Raw genomic sequence first — 16,216 nt, forward strand, 5'->3', positions numbered from 1 at the left:
CGACCATGGACCGACTGCTATCCCTGCACCGCGCGCTGTTTGCCCCTGTCGAGCGGCTGGGCGACGCGCTGATCCCCCTGCTCACCCGGTTGGTCTTTGCCGCGACGCTGTTGGGGTATTACTGGGCCTCCGCCGGCACCAAGGTCTGGGACCGCAAGGGAGAGGAAGGGCTGTTCGACGTCTTCACGCTGGAATCCGGGGTCTATGCGCAGATGTTCCCCAAGGCCTTCGAGGCGGCGAGCTACAACACCGACAACCTCGGCTTTGTCTATGACCTGGTGGCCTATGCCGGGACGGTGGCGGAATGGCTGCTGCCGCTGCTGATCCTGCTGGGGCTGTTCACCCGCCTCGCAGCGCTGGGCATGATCGGCTTTGTCACCGTGCAGACCCTGGTCGACATGACCGGCCATGGCGCGGACCCGGGCGCGCTGTTCGATGCGCGCTACGGGCTGATCGACGAACGCACGCTCTGGATCTTTGCCCTGCTGTTGCTGGTGATCCGGGGGGCGGGCGCGCTGTCCATCGACAGGCTGCTGGGGCTGAACCCGCCGGCGCGGCCAGTCGCGGCCTGAGACTGCGCGGCAGGTGACCCAGGGTCAGAAATGCGCCTTGGGTTCGTCCGGCTTGCCCGCCGCCAGCGCCAGCACCCCGCCCAGCCCGGCAAAGGCGATCGGGAACATGGTGAAGACGTTGAAGCCGAAGCCATGCCAGAAGCCCGCCGCCGAGAGCAACAGCAGGATGCCGCCCCACAGCGCCCGCGCCTTGGCCATCGCGCCGCCGGCAATGGCCAGAAGCGGTGCGAGGATCGAGACGACGCGCACGGTCTGCGGGTCGTCGAACATGCCGAACATCTGTTCCACCTCGGACACGTTGCGCGCCAGCTCGGTGTAGCCGAAACCGAAAAAGCCCACGATCATGCCGAACACCCCGGCGATGATTCCCAATGTCAGTGCCGCGTTGCGCATGGCTGTGTCTCCTTGATCTGTCCGGTCACGCCAGGCCCAGCGCCGATTGCGCGGCCTTGTCCCAGCCCAGCACCATGCGGTCGCCGTCCACGACCAGCGGGCGTTTCATCAGCGCCGGATGCGCCGCAAGCAGCGCCTCGGGTGACTGCGCCCTTTCCGCCTCTGGCAGGCCGCGCCAGGTGGTCGAGCGGGTGTTCAGCAGGCGGTCTCCGAACGCCGCAAGCGCCGCATCGCGGACCGAGTCAGGCAGCCCATCCGCCCGCACGTCGACGAACTGTGCCTCTGGCAGGGCCTTTTGCGCCTTGCGGCAGGTGTCGCAGGTCTTCAACCCGTAGATGATCATGCTCAATCCCTTGGCAGCGTGCCCTGATGACACCGAAATAGGCAAACTTTCCGCGAAATGCGAGGCTTGGACTCTTGTATTTCGGCGATCTGCGCTAATCTCAGCGGCGTCACCGAGACCGATCCTGTCCGGACCGGGCACGGTGGCCATCCCCGGCGCGCTTCGGGGATGCACGTGACGACTTGAATAGGAGCACGGGAAGTATGCCGAATGGCACCGTGAAGTGGTTCAACACCACCAAAGGCTATGGGTTCATTGCACCGGAGGACGGCGGCAAGGATATCTTCGTCCACATCTCAGCCGTCGAACGCTCGGGGTTGACCGGGCTCGCCGACAACCAGAAGGTCAGCTTCGAGCTGCGCGAAGGCCGGGACGGCCGCACCATGGCCTCGGACCTGAAATTGCTCTGAGGCGCAGCCGGACGGCGCCGACGCGATGAAACGGGGGGACACGCCTCCTGTGCATGGTCTGGCGGCCGGCCTGCTGTCAACTTGATGAAAATGCTTGGCGAACCGCGCTATGTGGATCGGCTGGCTCGCGCTATGCTCCCGCACTGCACCGCTCCCTCGGGGCGGTCGCAACAGGCAGATGCCGGAGGCGCTCATGACCGCAACATGGCTGTCGTCAAGGCCCGTGATCTACGCCGCCAGCCTGGTCGGCATAGGGCTTCTCGTGATGGGGGTCCGGGTGTTCCCGCCCCTCACCCAGGGTGGCCTGCCGCGCAGCGGCCCGCCGCCGTTGGGCGCAGCGGCGGCCCCGGCCGATCCGGCCGCCTGGTGCCGCGAAACCCTCAGCGGCGTGAATTGCGCCTGCTTTGCACAGAAGGCGACAGAGGTCATGAATGCGCCGCACCGCCCCGTGCGCGGCCTGGTCTACGCCGACCGGTGGGACCTGGCCCGCGCGCAGGCCAGCGAAAGCTGCTGAGGCGCAGGATCAGGCCGCCTGAAGGCGCTGCGCCTCTTCACCGGCCAGCCGGATCAGCAGCTGCATATAGGGTTTTTCCAGGTCCTCGGTCCGCACCGCGGCATACATGCGCCGGGTCAGCCCCGCCTCGGTCAGGGGCCGCGTGATGTAGTCCGAGTTGTACTTGACCTCGCGCACCACCCAGTCGGGCAGCACCGCGATGCCGCGGTTCGACGCCACCAGCAGCAGGATCACCGCCGTCAGCTCCACCTGCCGGATCGCGGCAGGCTCGACCTTGGCCGGGGTCAGCAACTGGCTGAAGATGTCCAGCCGCGACCGTTCCACCGGGTAGGTGATCAGCGTCTCGCCGCGGAAATCCTGCGCCTCGATGTAGGGCTTTTCGGCCAGCGGATGCGTGGCCGAAGCGACGAAGACAGGCTTGTAATCGAACAGCGGAACAAAGGTCACGCCGGCCAGGTCCTCGGGGTCGGACGAGATGACCACGTCGACCTCTTCCTTCATCAGCGCGGGCAGCGCGTCAAAGGCGAGGCCGGGCTTGATGTCGACGTCCACGTCGCCGAACTTCTTGCGAAAGCCCTCCAGCACCGGGAACAGCCATTCGAAACAGGCGTGGCACTCGATGGCGATGTGCAGCCGCCCCGCCTTGCCCGAACGCAGGCCCTCGAATTCCTCCTGCAGGGCCTCGACCTGCGGCAGAATCTGTTCGGCCAGCCGCAGAAGGCGCATGCCCGCCGCCGACAGCTTCATCGGCTTGGACCGCCGAACGAACAGCTCGACCCCCGCCTGTTCCTCCAACCCCTTGATCTGGTGGGACAGCGCGGACTGGGTGATGTTCAGCTGGTCGGCGGCGCGCGCCACGCCGCCCGCCTCGTGAATCGCCTTGATGGTGCGCAGGTGCCGGAATTCGATGTGCATGGGACCCAACCCTCATCTGGCTCATGTTGATGTTGAGATTTATGAGTTTGTCTCACAATGCTGCGCGTGCAACAAGAGGGCAACTCATAAAGGACTCCCGTATCATGCAGCGCCCCGAGATCTCCTACGAATTCTTCCCGCCGAAAAACATCGAGGCCACTTTCCGCCTCTGGGACGCGGTCCAGGTGCTGTCGCCGCTCAAGCCGCGTTTCGTTTCGGTCACCTACGGCGCCGGGGGCACCACCCGTGACCTGACCCGCGATGTCGTGGCCACCCTGCACAAGCATTCCGGCCTGCGCACCGCCGCCCACCTGACCTGCGTCGACGCCACCCGCGAAGAGACGCTGGCGATTGCCGACGACTTTGCCGCCGCTGGCGTGACCGACATCGTGGCGCTGCGCGGCGACCCGCCCAAGGGCTCGGCCGGGTTCGTCCCCCACCCCGAGGGCTTTGCCAATTCGATCGAGCTGATCGAGTCGCTGGCCGACACCGGCAAGTTCACCATCCGCGTCGGCGCCTACCCGGACTGCCACCCCGAGGCCGGCTCGATGCAGGCCAACATCGACTGGCTCAAGCGCAAGCTGGACGCCGGTGCGACCGAAGCACTGACCCAGTTCTTCTTCGAGGCCGAGACCTTCTTCCGCTTCCGCGACTCCTGCGCCAAGGCCGGCATCGACAAGGCCGTGGTGCCGGGCATCCTGCCGATCGAGAACTGGAACGGTGCGCGCCGCTTTGCCGAGAGCTGCGGCACGCATATCCCCGCCTGGCTGATCGACGCCTTTGAGAAGGCCCAACGCGACGGCCGCGAGGACCTGCTGGCCACCGCCATCTGCACCGAGCTTTGTTCGGACCTGCTGGAAGGCGGCGTGGACAAGCTGCACTTCTACACGCTGAACCGCCCGGAGCTGACCCGCGACGTGTGTTTCGCGCTGGGCGTCACGCCCGAGGTGAAGTTCGAGCAGGTCGCCTGAACCTACGCAACACGGACATGGAAAGGGCCCGGCGTGATCGGTCGGGCCTTTGTGGATGAGTGGATTTTTGGGGTCAGGGTGCCATGTCCGCACTGAGCCCATCTCCCCTCCCGCTTTCGCCGTCGGTTTGGCAAAAGGTTTTTACTTTTTCCAACACTTGGTTCAGCCTCTTAACCCTGAGGACATGTTCAAGAGTCGGTCAATATGAAGGTAGTCGCCGCCAATCCAGATCAATTCGAAGCCGCCATCAAGCTGATGGCTTATTGCTTTATTGACGACCCGGTGTGCCGATACCTTTACCCAAGCACGTCCCAGTATCTCGAGTTTTTTCCTGAATACGTGCGCATTTACGGAGAGAAGGGCGTGGACTGTGGAGGTGCACATGTTTGCGGTGACCGCGGTGCTGCACTCTGGGTTCCACCGGATGTCCATCCTGACGAGGAGGCGTTAGATGCCCTCTTGGAGCGGAGTGTTGCGCCTGATGCGAAGGCCGAACTCTTCGAAGTTTATGCTGAATTTGATCGTGCGCACCCATCAGAGCCTCATTGGTTCTTGCCGCTGATGGGTGTTGATCCGTTCATGAAGAAACAGGGAATCGGTGCGGCCCTGATGGCGCATGGATTGAATATGTGCGATGAGGACGGAACAATTGCCTATCTCGAGTCAACAAAGCTAGAGAATGTCCCGTTCTATGAGAGATTTGGTTTCAGACCGCACTACACGATAGATGTTGGCGGTCACCCAAAGGTCGTCACGATGGTGAGACCAGCGAAGACCGCAAATCGCTAGGAAGTTGGTCGACTAGCAGATTGTGCGAACGGCCGAAAAGCCCGCTGAGCGGACCGCCGACACCCAAGTCTTCGCAATGACAAGAGGTTTCGCCCAAGCCAGCCCAAGCGGCGGCAAAGGGGTGGAGTGCTCGAGGGTCTATTCACCCTATGGGGCCGGGCCCGCCCGTGTCGTTAGCGCGGACAGGCCCCGGATGTGTTCCGGGGCCCGGCCGACTGCGTTGCTTACCGGAACATCGGCGGCCGCGCCTCGACCCAGGCCCCCTCGGCCTTGCCGCTCTCAGCCACGGCAAAGACCGCCGCCATCGACCGCAGTCCATCCTCGGCGCGCGGATAGAGATCCGCCGCCGGGTCCATCGCCCGCCCCTCCTTGCGCGCCCGGATCGCCTCGGCCAGGTCCGAATAGATGTTGCCAAAGGCAAGCGGCATGCCCTCGGCATGGCCCACCGTCACCCGGCTCGCGAGGTCGCCCTCGGGCGACAGCCCGCATTCGCCCCGCTCGATCACCTGCAGCCGCTGGCCCAGCGGCATCCAGAACAGCTGGTTCGGCTGCTCCTGCGCCCAGCGCATCCCGCCCTTTTCGCCGAACACCTGCAAGGTCAGCCCGTGCTGCCGCCCCAGCGCGATGGACGAGGTCCAGAGCCGCCCCACCGCGCCGCCGTCAAACCGCAGGTTCACCTGGGCGTCATCCTCCAGCACCCTGCTCTCGATGCAGGACACCGTGTCGGCCGACAGCCGCGTCACCTCCTGCCCGATGACGAAAGAGGCCATGTGCAGCGCGTGAATGCCGCAATCGGCGAATTGCGCCGACACGCCCGCCTGCGCGGGATCGTAGCGCCAGCGCACGCGCGGGTTGTCCGCGTCAGCCGCGTTGGCATGGTGGCCATGGGCGAATTCCGCCACCACCATCCGCACCTTGCCCAGGTCGCCGCGCGCCACCATGGCCCGCATGTGCCGCACCAGCGCATAGCCGGTGTAGCCGTAGTTGACCGCGCAGATGCGCCCCGTCTCACGCGCAAGGCCGACGATCTCCTCGCCCTCCTCGACCGTCATGGTCATCGGCTTTTCGCACAGCACGTGGAACCCGGCCTGCAAATAGGCCTTGGTGATCGCGAAATGCGTGGCGTTCGGCGTCGCCACGGTCACCAGGTCGATGCGGTCCTCGCGCGCCGTCTCGCCCGCCAGCATCTCTTGCCAGTCGCCATAGGCGCGGTCCGCCGCCAGCCCCAGCCGCTGCCCGTAGGCGCGCCCGGCCTCGGGCCGGTGGTCCAATGCCCCGGCGCGAAAGTCGAACGCCCCGTCCAGCCCCGCCGCCAGCCGGTGCGCCGGGCCGATCTGGCTGCCTTCGCCGCCGCCGATCAGGCCCCATCCCAGTTTCGCCATCACGTCTCCCTTTGGCGCGCTCACACCGGCGCGCGCTTGACCAGTCCCAGTTTCTCGCGGACCTCGGCGGGGCCGATCACCCGCGCCCCCAGCCGTTCGATGATGCCCACCGCGCGGTCCACCAGCTGCGCATTGGTCGCCAGCACGCCCTTGTCAAGCCACAGGTTGTCCTCCAGCCCGACGCGCACGTTGCCGCCCGCCAGCACGGCCGCCGCCACGTAGGCCATCTGGTTACGCCCCAGCGCAAAGGCGCTGAAACACCACTCCTTCGGCACGTTGTTCACCATGGCCATGAACGTGTTGATGTCGTCCGGCGCGCCCCAGGGCACGCCCATGCACAGCTGCACCAGCGCCGGGCCTTCCAGCACGCCTTCTTCCACCAGCTGCTTGGCAAACCACAGGTGCCCGGTGTCAAAGGCCTCGATCTCCGGCTTGACCCCCAGTGCGGTCATCCGCGCCCCCATGTCGCGCAACATGCCCGGCGTGTTGGTCATGACATAATCTGCTTCGGCAAAGTTCATCGTGCCGCAGTCCAGCGTGCAGATTTCCGGCAAACATTCAGCCACATGGGCCACGCGCTCCTCGGCACCCACCATGTCGGTGCCCGCCTCGCGGAGCGGCAGAGGCGCGGAGGTCGGGCCAAAGATGATGTCGCCGCCCATGCCGGCGGTCAGGTTCAGCACCACGTCGACCTCGGCGTCACGGATCCGGTCCGTCACCTCGCGGTAATAGTCCAGCCGGCGCGATGGCTTGCCGGTCTCGGGGTCGCGCACGTGGCAATGCACGACGGCGGCCCCCGCCTTGGCCGCGGCAATCGCGCTCTCGGCGATCTGTTTCGGTGAGCGCGGCACATGCGGGCTGCGGTCCTGCGTCCCGCCCGATCCGGTCACGGCACAGGTGATGAAAACCTCGCGGTTCATCTCAAGCGGCATCTTCTTCTCCCTTGTCTTCGATTGTTCGCAAGCGGATCAGCGCATCCACCGCAACCGCGCGCCCGGGCGCGCAGAGCAGCGGGTTGACCTCGACTTCCTCGACCTGCGCGGCATGGTCGGTGACAAACCCCTGCACCGCAAGCACAGCCTGCACGATCGCTTCCATATCCGCCGCGGCCGCGCCGCGATACCCCGACAGCAGAGGCGCGATGCGCAGCCGGGCCAGCGCCTGGCGCAGGTCCTCATCCGTCACCGGCAGCATCAGCGTCACTGTGTCCTGAAGGATCTCGGTCCAGACCCCGCCCGCCCCCAGCGTCAGCACGAATCCATGCGCCGGGTCGCGCAGCACGCCCACCAGCAGTTCCGCCACCGCGCCAGTCACCATCTCCTCGACCAGATAGCCCCGCGCGCCCATGGCCTCTGCCGCGGCCAGAACCTCTGCCGCCGAGCCAAGGCCCAGCTTCACCGCCCCGGCCTCGCTCTTGTGGGCAAAGCCCTCACCCTTCAGCACCACCGGAAAGCCGATCCCGGCCGCCGCCTGCGCCGCCGCCTCCGGCGTGGCACAGCGCACAAGGCGCGGCACGACCAGCCCATGCGCCCGCAACAGCGCCTTGGCCTCGCCTTCCGCGACCACGCCCATGGCATCTTTGGTCCCGAAATATCCCGGGGGAGTTGCCGCAGGCGACGGGGGCAGCGCCCCCACCTTCTCCGCCACCAGCACCGGCAGCGGGGCAACCTCCTGCCCCAGGAAGGCCGCCGCTGCAACCGCCTCCAAGGCGGCGGGAATGTCGCACAGCGGCACGATCCCCAGATCGACCAGCCGTGCCGCCACGTCCTCGGGCAGCGTCTCCACCAGGCTCGACAGCACCGCCAGGGGCGCCTCTGCCTGCACCCCCGCCATGGCCTCGATCACCGGGTCCCAGTCGGCCGCCGAACAGCGGTCGCCGCGCGGGAAATCCAGCACCACGATGCCGAGGCCGATGTCCTCGCCCGCCATCAGCCCGGCGAAACAGGCCCGCATCGCCGCGACATTGCCCCAGATATAGGTGTGGTAATCCAGCGGGTTGGCCAGCGCCACCCTGGGCCCCAGGGCCTCTCTCAAGGCCCCGCGCTGCGCCGCGACCAACGGAGGAAACACCACCGCGTGGCGCAGCGCCGAATCCGCCATCAGGCTTGCCTCGCCGCCAGAACATGACGCCGACACCAGCCGGCCCGACCGCAACGGCCCGGCCACATGCAGGATCTTCAGGGTCTCCAGCAAGGCGCCCAAGGACGATACCTGCGCGATCCCGATCCGCCGCAGGAAGGCGCGCGCGCCTGCGTCACTCCCGGTCAGCGAGGCGGTGTGCGACACCGCCGCAGCGTTGGCCTGCTCCGACGCCCCCAGCTTCAGCGCCACGATCCGCTTGCCCAGCGCCCGCGCCCGCGCCGCCAGCGCCTCGAAGCCGCGCACATCGCGGATGCCCTCGATATAGAGCCCCAGCGCTGTGATCCGCTCGTCCTCCAGCAGCGCCATGCCCAGCGCCGACAGGTCGACCTGCGCCTGGTTGCCGGCCGTGCCCACAAAGGCAATCGGCAGGCCGCGCCGCTGCATCGTCAGGTTCAACGCCACGTTCGAGCTTTGCGACAGGATCGCCACGCCGCGCGTCACAGGCACCAGCCCATGCTGGTCCGGCCACAGGGCCACCCGCCCCAGCGCATTCAGGAAACCGTAACAGTTCGGCCCCAGCAGCGGCATATCGCCCGCCGATGCCAGCAGGCGGTCCTGCAAGGCTCCGCCATCCGCCAGTTCCGCCTGCGCCTCGGCAAAACCCGAGGCAAAGCAGACTGCCCCCCCCGCACCACGCGCCGCCAGGGCAGCCACCGCCTCGATAGTCGCCTCTCGGTTGATGCCGATGAAACTCGCGTCCGGCGCCTCGGGCAGCGCCTCGATCGAGGCGAAGCACGGCGCGCCGCCGATCTCGGCGCGTGACGGGTGTACCGGCCAGACCGCGCCGTCAAACCCGAACTTTCGGCACTCGCGGATCACGTTTGCGCACCATGCGCCGCCCCCGATCACGGCGATGGAGCGTGGGTTCAGCAGGCGACCCAGCCGACTCATGACCGCCCTACCCGCCCCGGTAGGGTGGGTTTCCAACCCACCGCCCCCGACGCCATCACGCCCCCAGCGGCCGGAAGATCTCCCGGCTGATGATGTGGCGCTGGATCTCGCTGGTGCCGTCCCAGATCCGTTCCACCCGCGCGTCGCGCCAAAAGCGTTCGATCGGGAAATCGTCCATCAGCCCCATGCCGCCGAAAATCTGCAAGGAGGTGTCGGTCACCCGCGCCAGCATCTCGGTGGCATAGAGCTTGGCCGAGGCGATCTCGCGGTTGGCGGGCAGCCCCTGGTCCAGCCGCCAGGCGGCGGCAAGGGTCAGCCAGTCGGCGGCGTCGATCTCGGTCACCATGTCGGCCACCTGAAAACTGACACCCTGGAACTTGGCGATGGCCTGGCCAAACTGCTCGCGCTGCGCGGCGTAGTCCACGGCCAGGTCGAAACAGCGCCGCGCCCGACCGATACTGAAGGCCGCCACCGTCAGCCGGGTCGCGTAGAGCCAGGTGTTCATCACGTCGAACCCGCCGTCCACCTGGCCCAGCACCTGCGCGTCCGGCAGGCGGCAGTCGGTGAATTCCAGGATGCAGTTCTTGTACCCCCGGTGCGAGACCGAGCGATAGCCGTCGCGCACCACGAATCCGGGGTGGCCGCGATCCACCAGGAAACAGGTGATGCGCTTTTTCGGGCCTTTCGGCGTGTCGTCGATACCCGTGGCGATGAAGACGATGAAGAAATCCGCGTGATCGGCGCCGGAGATGAAATGCTTGGTGCCGTTCACCACCCAGTCGCCGCCCTGCCGCACCGCCGCGCATTTCATGCCGCGCACGTCGGACCCGGCCCCCGGTTCGGTCATCGCCAGCGCATCCATCCGCTCGCCCCGCACGGCGGGCAGCAGGTAACGCTCGCGCTGCTCGCCCTCGCAGGCCATCAGGATGTTCTGCGGCCGGCCAAAGAAATGCGTCAGCGCCATGCTGCCCCGCCCCAGCTCCCGCTCGACCAGTGTAAAGTCGAGATGCGACAGCCCCGCGCCGCCGACCTCCTCGGGAAAGTTGCAGGCGTAAAAGCCCAGCTCGATCACCTTGCGCTTGATCTCCTCGCCTAGCCCCGGCGGCACCTCGCCGGTGCGCTCGACCTCGGCCTCATGCGGGTAGATCTCGTTCTCGACAAAGCTGCGCACCGTCGAGACGATCATCTCCTGCTCTTCGCTCAATCCGAACTGCATCACGCGCTCCCTTGCCTTGCCGCGTCACTTAAGGGTACATCGCCCGGCATGACCGTGCAGAACGCCCCCCGAACCATGCCCGATGCGACACGCTCGGTCGCGCTGCTGCTGTTTCCGTCGTTCTCGAATCTCTGCCTTGCCAACGCGGTCGAGCCGCTGCGCGCCGCCAACACGCTGTCGCGCAAGCCGCTCTACAGCTGGCAATACCTGGGCCTGACGCGCGACACGCTGACCTCCTCCTCCGGCCTGCCGGTCACGCCCGAGGAAAGCCTGGCGCGTCACACGGGGGGCGACTACCTGCTGCTGCTGCCCAGCTATGGGACCGACGGGCTGGCCACCCCCGCCACCCTGCGCGCCCTGCGCGCGGCGCGCAAACGGTTTCGCACGCTGGTCGGGCTGGACATGGGCAGCTGGCTGATGGCCTCGGCGGGCCTGCTGGACGGGCGGCGCGCCACGCTGCACTGGGACGAGTTGGACCGCTTCGCCGAGACCTTTCCCGAGGTCGAGGCGCGGCCCGAACGGGTGGTGCATGACGGCGACATCCTCAGCTGCGGCGGCGGCACCACCGCGCTGGAACTGATGCTGGACCTGATCGGCCGCCATCACGGCCCGCTGTTGCGGCTGGAGGTGGCCGCGCTCTTCATGCACGGCGAGCGGCCCGAACCGCGGGACATGCCGCCCCGCCTGGGCGAGGACCAGCTGGTCGAGGCGGCGGTGTCGATCATGCGCCGCCACGTCGAGGCACCCTTGCCCGTCGCCGCCATCGCCCGCCGCCTGCACGTCACGCCCCGCGCGCTGGAGCGCCACTTCGGCGCTGTCCTGGGGCGCGGACCGGGCGCCACCTACCGCGCCCTGCGGCTGAACGCGGCGCGGCGGCTGGTGGAACAGACCCGCCTGTCAGTCAGCGAGATCGCGACCCGCTGCGGCTACGAGGACGCCTCGGCCCTGACCCGCGCCTTTCGCGCGGCCTTTGGCACCACCCCGCGCGACCTGCGCAAACTCCCCTGACGTCACCTTCGCTCTTGCCCCGGCGCGGGTTCGCGGTGATACAAGGCGCACCAACTGATATATCAGAATGGGAGGAGGGACACGATGACTGTCCAAGCGGGCTCCAACGTGAGCCTCGCCCGCCGCGCCTGGTCGATCCGGCGGCTGGCCTTGCGCATGGCCGAGGTCCAGGGCCAGGGCTACATCGGGCAGGCGCTCGGCGTCGCCGACGTGCTGGCCGTCAGCCATTTCCACGCGCTGAAATACCGTCCGGGCGAGCCTGACTGGGAGGGGCGCGACCGCTTTTACCTGTCGATCGGCCACTACGCCATCGCGCTCTATTCCGCGATGATCGAGGCCGGCATCCTGCCCGAGTCCGAGCTCGAGACCTACGGCATGGACGACAGCCGGATGCCCATGTCGGGCATGGCGGCCTATACGCCGGGGATGGAGATCACCGGCGGCTCGCTGGGCCACGGCCTCGGCATCGCCGTCGGCGCCTGCCTGGGGCTGAAGCGCAAGGGCAACCCCGCCTTCGTCTACAACATGATGTCGGACGGCGAGCTGGGCGAAGGATCGACCTGGGAGGCGGTCATGGCCGCCCGCGCGCATCACCTCGACAACCTGATCTGCATCGTCGATTTCAACGACCAGCAGGCCGACGGGCCGACGACGCAGGCGCTGGCGCAGGGCGCCGAGGCACCCAAGTGGGCGGCCTTCGGCTGGCACGCGCAGGAGGTCGACGGCAACGATCTGGACGCGCTGGTGGCGGCCTTCGACACCGCCCGCCAATTGGCCGAGCCGCGCCCGCGCGTCATCATCTGCCGCACCCAGATGTGCAAGGGCGTGCCCTTTCTCGAAGAGCGCGAGATCACCCACTTCGTGCGCGTCGCACCCGAGGAATGGGCCCGCGCCATCGCCCTCCTCGACGCCGACATTCCCGCCTGAGCCGGAGAGCCGCCATGCAAGAAGCCCCCATCGGCGCCACCTCGCGCCGCAAGTCGAAATACACCGCCCGCCGCGTCCCCGTCACCGAAAGCGGCGAGCGCCTGACCACCTCCGCCATGATCGCCTCCTTGGACGCGGAGGGCCGGCAGACCGTGGCTGCGCCCTTCGGACAGGCGCTGTGCGACCTCGCAAAAACCCGCGACGACATCGTCGGCCTGACCGCCGACCTGTCGAAATACACCGACCTGCACGTCTTCGCCAAGGCCTACCCGGACCGTTTCTACCAGATGGGCATGGCCGAGCAGGTGATGATCTCCACCGCCGCCGGTCTGGCGCGAGAAGGCTTTACCCCCTTCGCCACCACCTACGCGGTCTTTGCCTCGCGCCGCGCCTACGACTTCATCTTCATGGCGATCGCCGAGGAGAACCTGCCGGTCAAGATCGTCTGCGCCCTGCCCGGCCTGACCACCGGCTACGGCCCCTCGCACCAGGCGACCGAGGACCTGGCCATCTTTCGCGGGATGCCGAACCTGACCATCGTCGACCCCTGCTGCGCGACCGACATCACCCAGGCCACCCACGCCATCGCGGACCACCCCGGCCCGGTCTACATGCGCCTGCTGCGCGGCCAGGTGCCGGACGTGCTGGGCGACTACGGCTATCGCTTTCAGCTGGGCAAGGCACAGGTGATCCACGGCGGCAGCGACGTGCTGTTCATCTCCACCGGCTTCATGACCATGCGCGCGCTGGATGCGGCCAAGGCGCTGAAGGCCGACGGAACGGACTGCGCCGTGCTGCACGTGCCGACGATCAAGCCGCTCGACACCGCGACCATCCGCGCCGAAGCGGCGAAGACCGGCCGCCTCGTCGTGACGCTGGAGAACCATACCATCGTCGGCGGCCTGGGTGAGGCGGTCGCGGCGGACCTGATGCGCGCGGGCATCCACCCCGCCTTCCACTCCATCGCACTGCCCGACGAATTCCTTGACGCCGGCGCCCTGCCCACCCTGCACGATCAATATGGACTCTCGGTGAGATCCATCACCGCCCGCGTCAAATCGAGGCTCTGACTCCCCGGCTTCTTTGGTTTCAAAAATACCTCGGGGGGAGTTGCGGCACGCAACGGGGGGCAGCGCCCCCTCCCCGGCCAACCACAGGAAATCCAATGCTCTTGAAAGACAAGATCGCCGTCATCACCGGCGCCGCCAGCCCCCGCGGCCTCGGCAAGGCCACCGCGCGCCTCTTCGCCGACCACGGCGCGCGGGTCGCCATCCTCGACCTCGACGCCGCAGCCGCCCAGGCGGCCGCGACCGACCTGCCCGGGACGGGCCACATCGGGCTGGCCTGCGATGTCACCGACAAAGCGGCCTGCCAGGCAGCCGCCGAAGCCGCCCTCACCGCCTTCGGCCAGGTCGACATCCTGGTGAACAACGCCGGCATCACCCAGCCGCTGAAGCTGATGCAGATCGAGCCGCAGAACTACGACGCCGTGCTCGACGTCAATCTGCGCGGCACGCTCTACATGAGCCAGGCGCTGATCCCGCACATGCGGTCACGCAAGTCCGGCGCCATCGTCAACATCTCGTCGGTCTCGGCGCAGCGCGGCGGCGGCATCTTCGGCGGACCGCATTACTCGGCGGCCAAGGCCGGCATCCTCGGGCTGACCAAGGCCATGGCGCGCGAACTGGCGCCCGATGGCATCCGCGCCAACGCGGTCTGCCCCGGCTTCATCGCCACCGACATCACGGCGGGCAAGCTGACGCCGGAAATGATGGAGCAGATCCTGGCCGGCATCCCGATGGCCCGCGCGGGCGAGGCCTCGGACGTGGCGGGCTGCTGCCTGTTCCTCGCATCCGACCTCGCGGCCTATGTCACCGGCTCCGAGGTGGACGTGAATGGCGGCTCGCTGATCCACTGAGCGGGAAAGGGCCTTCGAAGGCCCTTTCAAACCGTTTTGGGAAAACGGTTGAAGCGGCTTCGAAGCCGCTTCAAAGCCCCTTGCAAGGGGCTTGGGAAAGGCGTTTCGAAACGCCTTTCCTCCTGGCTCAGGACGCCGCGACCGCCTCCTGCCGTTGCTCGCCCAGCCCTTCGACCCGCACCACCATCACGTCGCCGGGTTTCAGGAACCGCTGCGGCTTCATCCCCATGCCCACGCCCGACGGCGTGCCGGTGGCGATGATGTCACCCGGCACCAGCTTCATGAAGCGCGACATGTAGGACACGATCGTCGCCACGCCAAAGATCATGTCCGATGTATCGCTGTCCTGCACCGTCGCGCCGTTCAGGTCGAGCGACAGCTTCAGCGCCTGCGGATCGGGCACCTCGTCCGCCGTCACCAGCCAGGGGCCGGTCGGACCGAAGGTCGGCGCCGACTTGCCCTTGATCCACTGGCCGCCCTTTTCCAGCTGGAATTCCCGCTCGCTCATGTCGTTGATCACGCAGTAACCCGCCACATGCGACAGCGCGTCGGCCTCGGAGACGTAAAGCGCCTCCTTGCCGATCACCACGCCCAGTTCGACCTCCCAGTCGGCCTTGGCCGAGTTGCGCGGGATCACCACCGGGTCAAATGGACCAGACAGCGCCGAGGTCGCCTTGGAGAACAGGATCGGCTCGGCCGGGATCGCCATGTTGCTCTCGGCGGCATGCTTGGCGTAGTTCAGCCCGACGCAGTAGAAATTCGGCACCGAGGCAAGGCAGGACCCGATCCGGCCCGGCTCGGCCACCACCGGCAGGCTGGACAGGTCCAACGCCCGAATCCGGTCCAGCGCCTCCAGCGACACGCCCTCTCCGGCGAAATCCGCCACATGGGCGGACAGGTCGCGCACCTGCCCATCCTTGTCCAACATGCCGGGCTTTTCCTGGCCCGCGGCTCCGAAACGCAACAGTTTCATCTCTGTCCCTATCCTTCTTCCAGGGTCTTCTCTTGAATGCTCAGTCCGGCGATGGTGCGGCCGGCTGCTCCTTGCCGCCGGCCTCGGTGTCGAAGAAATCGGCCACGTTGACCAGCAGGTGATCCAGGTGCGCCTGCACCTGCGCCGCCACGGCGACGGCATCGCGCGCCCGCAACGCGGCGACGATCTGCGCGTGCTGGTTCAGCACCCGATCACGCGAGCGTTTGCGGCTGGCCGACAGGTAGCGCGCCCGCCACAGCCGCGCCAGCAGCGCCTGGTGCATCTCGGCCAGCACAGGGTTGCCGGCGGCCGCGGCGATGGCGCGGTGAAACCCCATGTCCAGTTCGAACACGTCCAGCATGTCGAGCGCGTCGTACTCGCGCTCCATCCGCTCGGCGACTGTGGCGATTTCGTCGATCTGCTCGTCACTTGCCCGTTCGCAGGCCAGCCGGGCCGAAAGCACTTCCAGCGCCGACATCACCTCGATGTTGTACGCCACCTCCTCGAAGCTGGGCCGCGCCACGATGGGCGAGCGCGCCGGGCGCAGCTGCACCAGCCCCTCCTTGGCGAGGATTCGAATCGCCTCGCGCAGCGGTGTCCGGCTGACGCCGAGGCCGGCGGCATGGTCCCGCTCCTTCACCGGGGTGCCGGGCGGCAGCACGCCGCGCAGAATGTCCCTGCGCAGCTGCGTCGCGATCTTGTCCGGCAAGCTGGACTCGGGCATCCGGCCCCACCTCTCTGGTTTGCAACCGTTTTTCCCGCGATCCCGGGCGGCGTCCCCTGAGCGGGATTTGGTATACCAAAAAACCTTGCCTGTCGACATGGCTTTGGTTAGCTTGCCTTCACCGGATG

General features: G+C 67.4%; 18 protein-coding genes. 9 read left to right on the forward strand and 9 right to left on the reverse strand.

Annotated features, from left to right (window positions below; genetic code table 11):
- The first annotated feature begins 5 nt into the window (after window positions 1-5).
- Window positions 6-572 carry a DoxX family membrane protein gene (locus MAA8898_RS11860; protein ID WP_094021238.1) on the forward strand — a complete coding sequence of 189 codons (567 nt, stop codon included), beginning with the start codon at window positions 6-8 and terminating at the stop codon, window positions 570-572.
- 24 nt (window positions 573-596) lie between these two features.
- On the opposite strand, the gene MAA8898_RS11865 is transcribed toward MAA8898_RS11860, so the two are convergent.
- Window positions 597-965: a hypothetical protein gene (locus tag MAA8898_RS11865; RefSeq protein WP_094021239.1), complete on the reverse strand. Its 369-nt coding sequence runs from the start codon at window positions 963-965 to the stop codon at window positions 597-599.
- A 25-nt stretch (window positions 966-990) separates the two neighbouring features.
- A complete protein-coding gene (locus tag MAA8898_RS11870; protein ID WP_094021240.1) occupies window positions 991-1,308 on the reverse strand; it encodes an arsenate reductase family protein in 318 nt (105 codons plus the stop codon).
- A gap of 203 nt (window positions 1,309-1,511) precedes the next feature.
- Between MAA8898_RS11870 and MAA8898_RS11875 the strand changes: the two genes are divergently transcribed.
- Complete coding sequence (locus MAA8898_RS11875) at window positions 1,512-1,718, forward strand: cold-shock protein (RefSeq protein ID WP_094021241.1); 207 nt, start codon at window positions 1,512-1,514, stop codon at window positions 1,716-1,718.
- A 193-nt stretch (window positions 1,719-1,911) separates the two neighbouring features.
- Window positions 1,912-2,232 (forward strand): hypothetical protein, encoded by a 321-nt coding sequence (locus MAA8898_RS11880; protein ID WP_141194838.1) that lies wholly within the window; start codon window positions 1,912-1,914, stop codon window positions 2,230-2,232.
- 9 nt (window positions 2,233-2,241) lie between these two features.
- On the opposite strand, the gene MAA8898_RS11885 is transcribed toward MAA8898_RS11880, so the two are convergent.
- Window positions 2,242-3,147, reverse strand: coding sequence for a LysR family transcriptional regulator (locus MAA8898_RS11885; protein ID WP_094021243.1), 906 nt, complete (start codon window positions 3,145-3,147; stop codon window positions 2,242-2,244).
- A gap of 104 nt (window positions 3,148-3,251) precedes the next feature.
- Here MAA8898_RS11885 and metF point away from each other — a divergent pair, with 104 nt between their 5' ends.
- Window positions 3,252-4,118 (forward strand): methylenetetrahydrofolate reductase [NAD(P)H], encoded by an 867-nt coding sequence (gene metF, locus MAA8898_RS11890; RefSeq protein ID WP_094021244.1) that lies wholly within the window; start codon window positions 3,252-3,254, stop codon window positions 4,116-4,118.
- A gap of 204 nt (window positions 4,119-4,322) precedes the next feature.
- Window positions 4,323-4,907, forward strand: a complete 585-nt coding sequence (locus MAA8898_RS11895) for a GNAT family N-acetyltransferase (protein WP_094021245.1) — start codon at window positions 4,323-4,325, stop codon at window positions 4,905-4,907.
- A 224-nt stretch (window positions 4,908-5,131) separates the two neighbouring features.
- Here MAA8898_RS11895 and MAA8898_RS11900 read toward each other — a convergent pair whose 3' ends face one another.
- Genes MAA8898_RS11900 through MAA8898_RS11915 form a run of 4 tightly spaced genes read right to left on the reverse strand, consistent with a single transcriptional unit; the run spans window position 5,132 to window position 10,538 of the window.
- The gene (locus MAA8898_RS11900) at window positions 5,132-6,289 is read right to left on the reverse strand and encodes a Gfo/Idh/MocA family protein (protein WP_094021246.1); all 1,158 of its coding nucleotides are present in this window, start codon (window positions 6,287-6,289) and stop codon (window positions 5,132-5,134) included.
- Window positions 6,290-6,309: 20 nt separating this feature from the next.
- Entirely contained in the window at window positions 6,310-7,221 is a 912-nt protein-coding gene (gene bcoG, locus MAA8898_RS11905; RefSeq protein WP_094021247.1) for a 3-dehydrocarnitine:acetyl-CoA trimethylamine transferase BcoG, read from the reverse strand.
- Entirely contained in the window at window positions 7,211-9,322 is a 2,112-nt protein-coding gene (locus tag MAA8898_RS11910; RefSeq protein ID WP_094021248.1) for an acetate--CoA ligase family protein, read from the reverse strand. Before MAA8898_RS11910 ends, bcoG begins: the two co-directional genes overlap by 11 nt.
- 55 nt (window positions 9,323-9,377) lie before the next feature.
- Window positions 9,378-10,538 carry an acyl-CoA dehydrogenase family protein gene (locus MAA8898_RS11915; RefSeq protein ID WP_094021249.1) on the reverse strand — a complete coding sequence of 387 codons (1,161 nt, stop codon included), beginning with the start codon at window positions 10,536-10,538 and terminating at the stop codon, window positions 9,378-9,380.
- A gap of 48 nt (window positions 10,539-10,586) precedes the next feature.
- Between MAA8898_RS11915 and MAA8898_RS11920 the strand changes: the two genes are divergently transcribed.
- From MAA8898_RS11920 to MAA8898_RS11935, 4 genes are all read left to right on the forward strand, one after another.
- Window positions 10,587-11,546 carry a GlxA family transcriptional regulator gene (locus MAA8898_RS11920; protein ID WP_245853387.1) on the forward strand — a complete coding sequence of 320 codons (960 nt, stop codon included), beginning with the start codon at window positions 10,587-10,589 and terminating at the stop codon, window positions 11,544-11,546.
- A gap of 84 nt (window positions 11,547-11,630) precedes the next feature.
- Entirely contained in the window at window positions 11,631-12,473 is an 843-nt protein-coding gene (locus tag MAA8898_RS11925) for a transketolase (RefSeq protein WP_094021251.1), read from the forward strand.
- Window positions 12,474-12,487: 14 nt separating this feature from the next.
- Window positions 12,488-13,543: a transketolase family protein gene (locus MAA8898_RS11930; protein WP_094021252.1), complete on the forward strand. Its 1,056-nt coding sequence runs from the start codon at window positions 12,488-12,490 to the stop codon at window positions 13,541-13,543.
- Window positions 13,544-13,638: 95 nt separating this feature from the next.
- On the forward strand, window positions 13,639-14,391 hold the full coding sequence (locus MAA8898_RS11935) for a glucose 1-dehydrogenase (protein ID WP_094021253.1): 753 nt from the start codon (window positions 13,639-13,641) through the stop codon (window positions 14,389-14,391).
- 127 nt (window positions 14,392-14,518) lie between these two features.
- Here MAA8898_RS11935 and MAA8898_RS11940 read toward each other — a convergent pair whose 3' ends face one another.
- Window positions 14,519-15,364: a fumarylacetoacetate hydrolase family protein gene (locus MAA8898_RS11940; RefSeq protein WP_094021254.1), complete on the reverse strand. Its 846-nt coding sequence runs from the start codon at window positions 15,362-15,364 to the stop codon at window positions 14,519-14,521.
- Between the two features lie 40 nt (window positions 15,365-15,404).
- Entirely contained in the window at window positions 15,405-16,088 is a 684-nt protein-coding gene (locus MAA8898_RS11945) for a GntR family transcriptional regulator (protein ID WP_094021255.1), read from the reverse strand.
- Window positions 16,089-16,216: the final 128 nt, after the last annotated feature.

Source organism: Antarctobacter aquimaris (assembly GCF_900184945.1).
Classification (GTDB): Bacteria; Pseudomonadota; Alphaproteobacteria; order Rhodobacterales; family Rhodobacteraceae; genus Maliponia; species Maliponia aquimaris.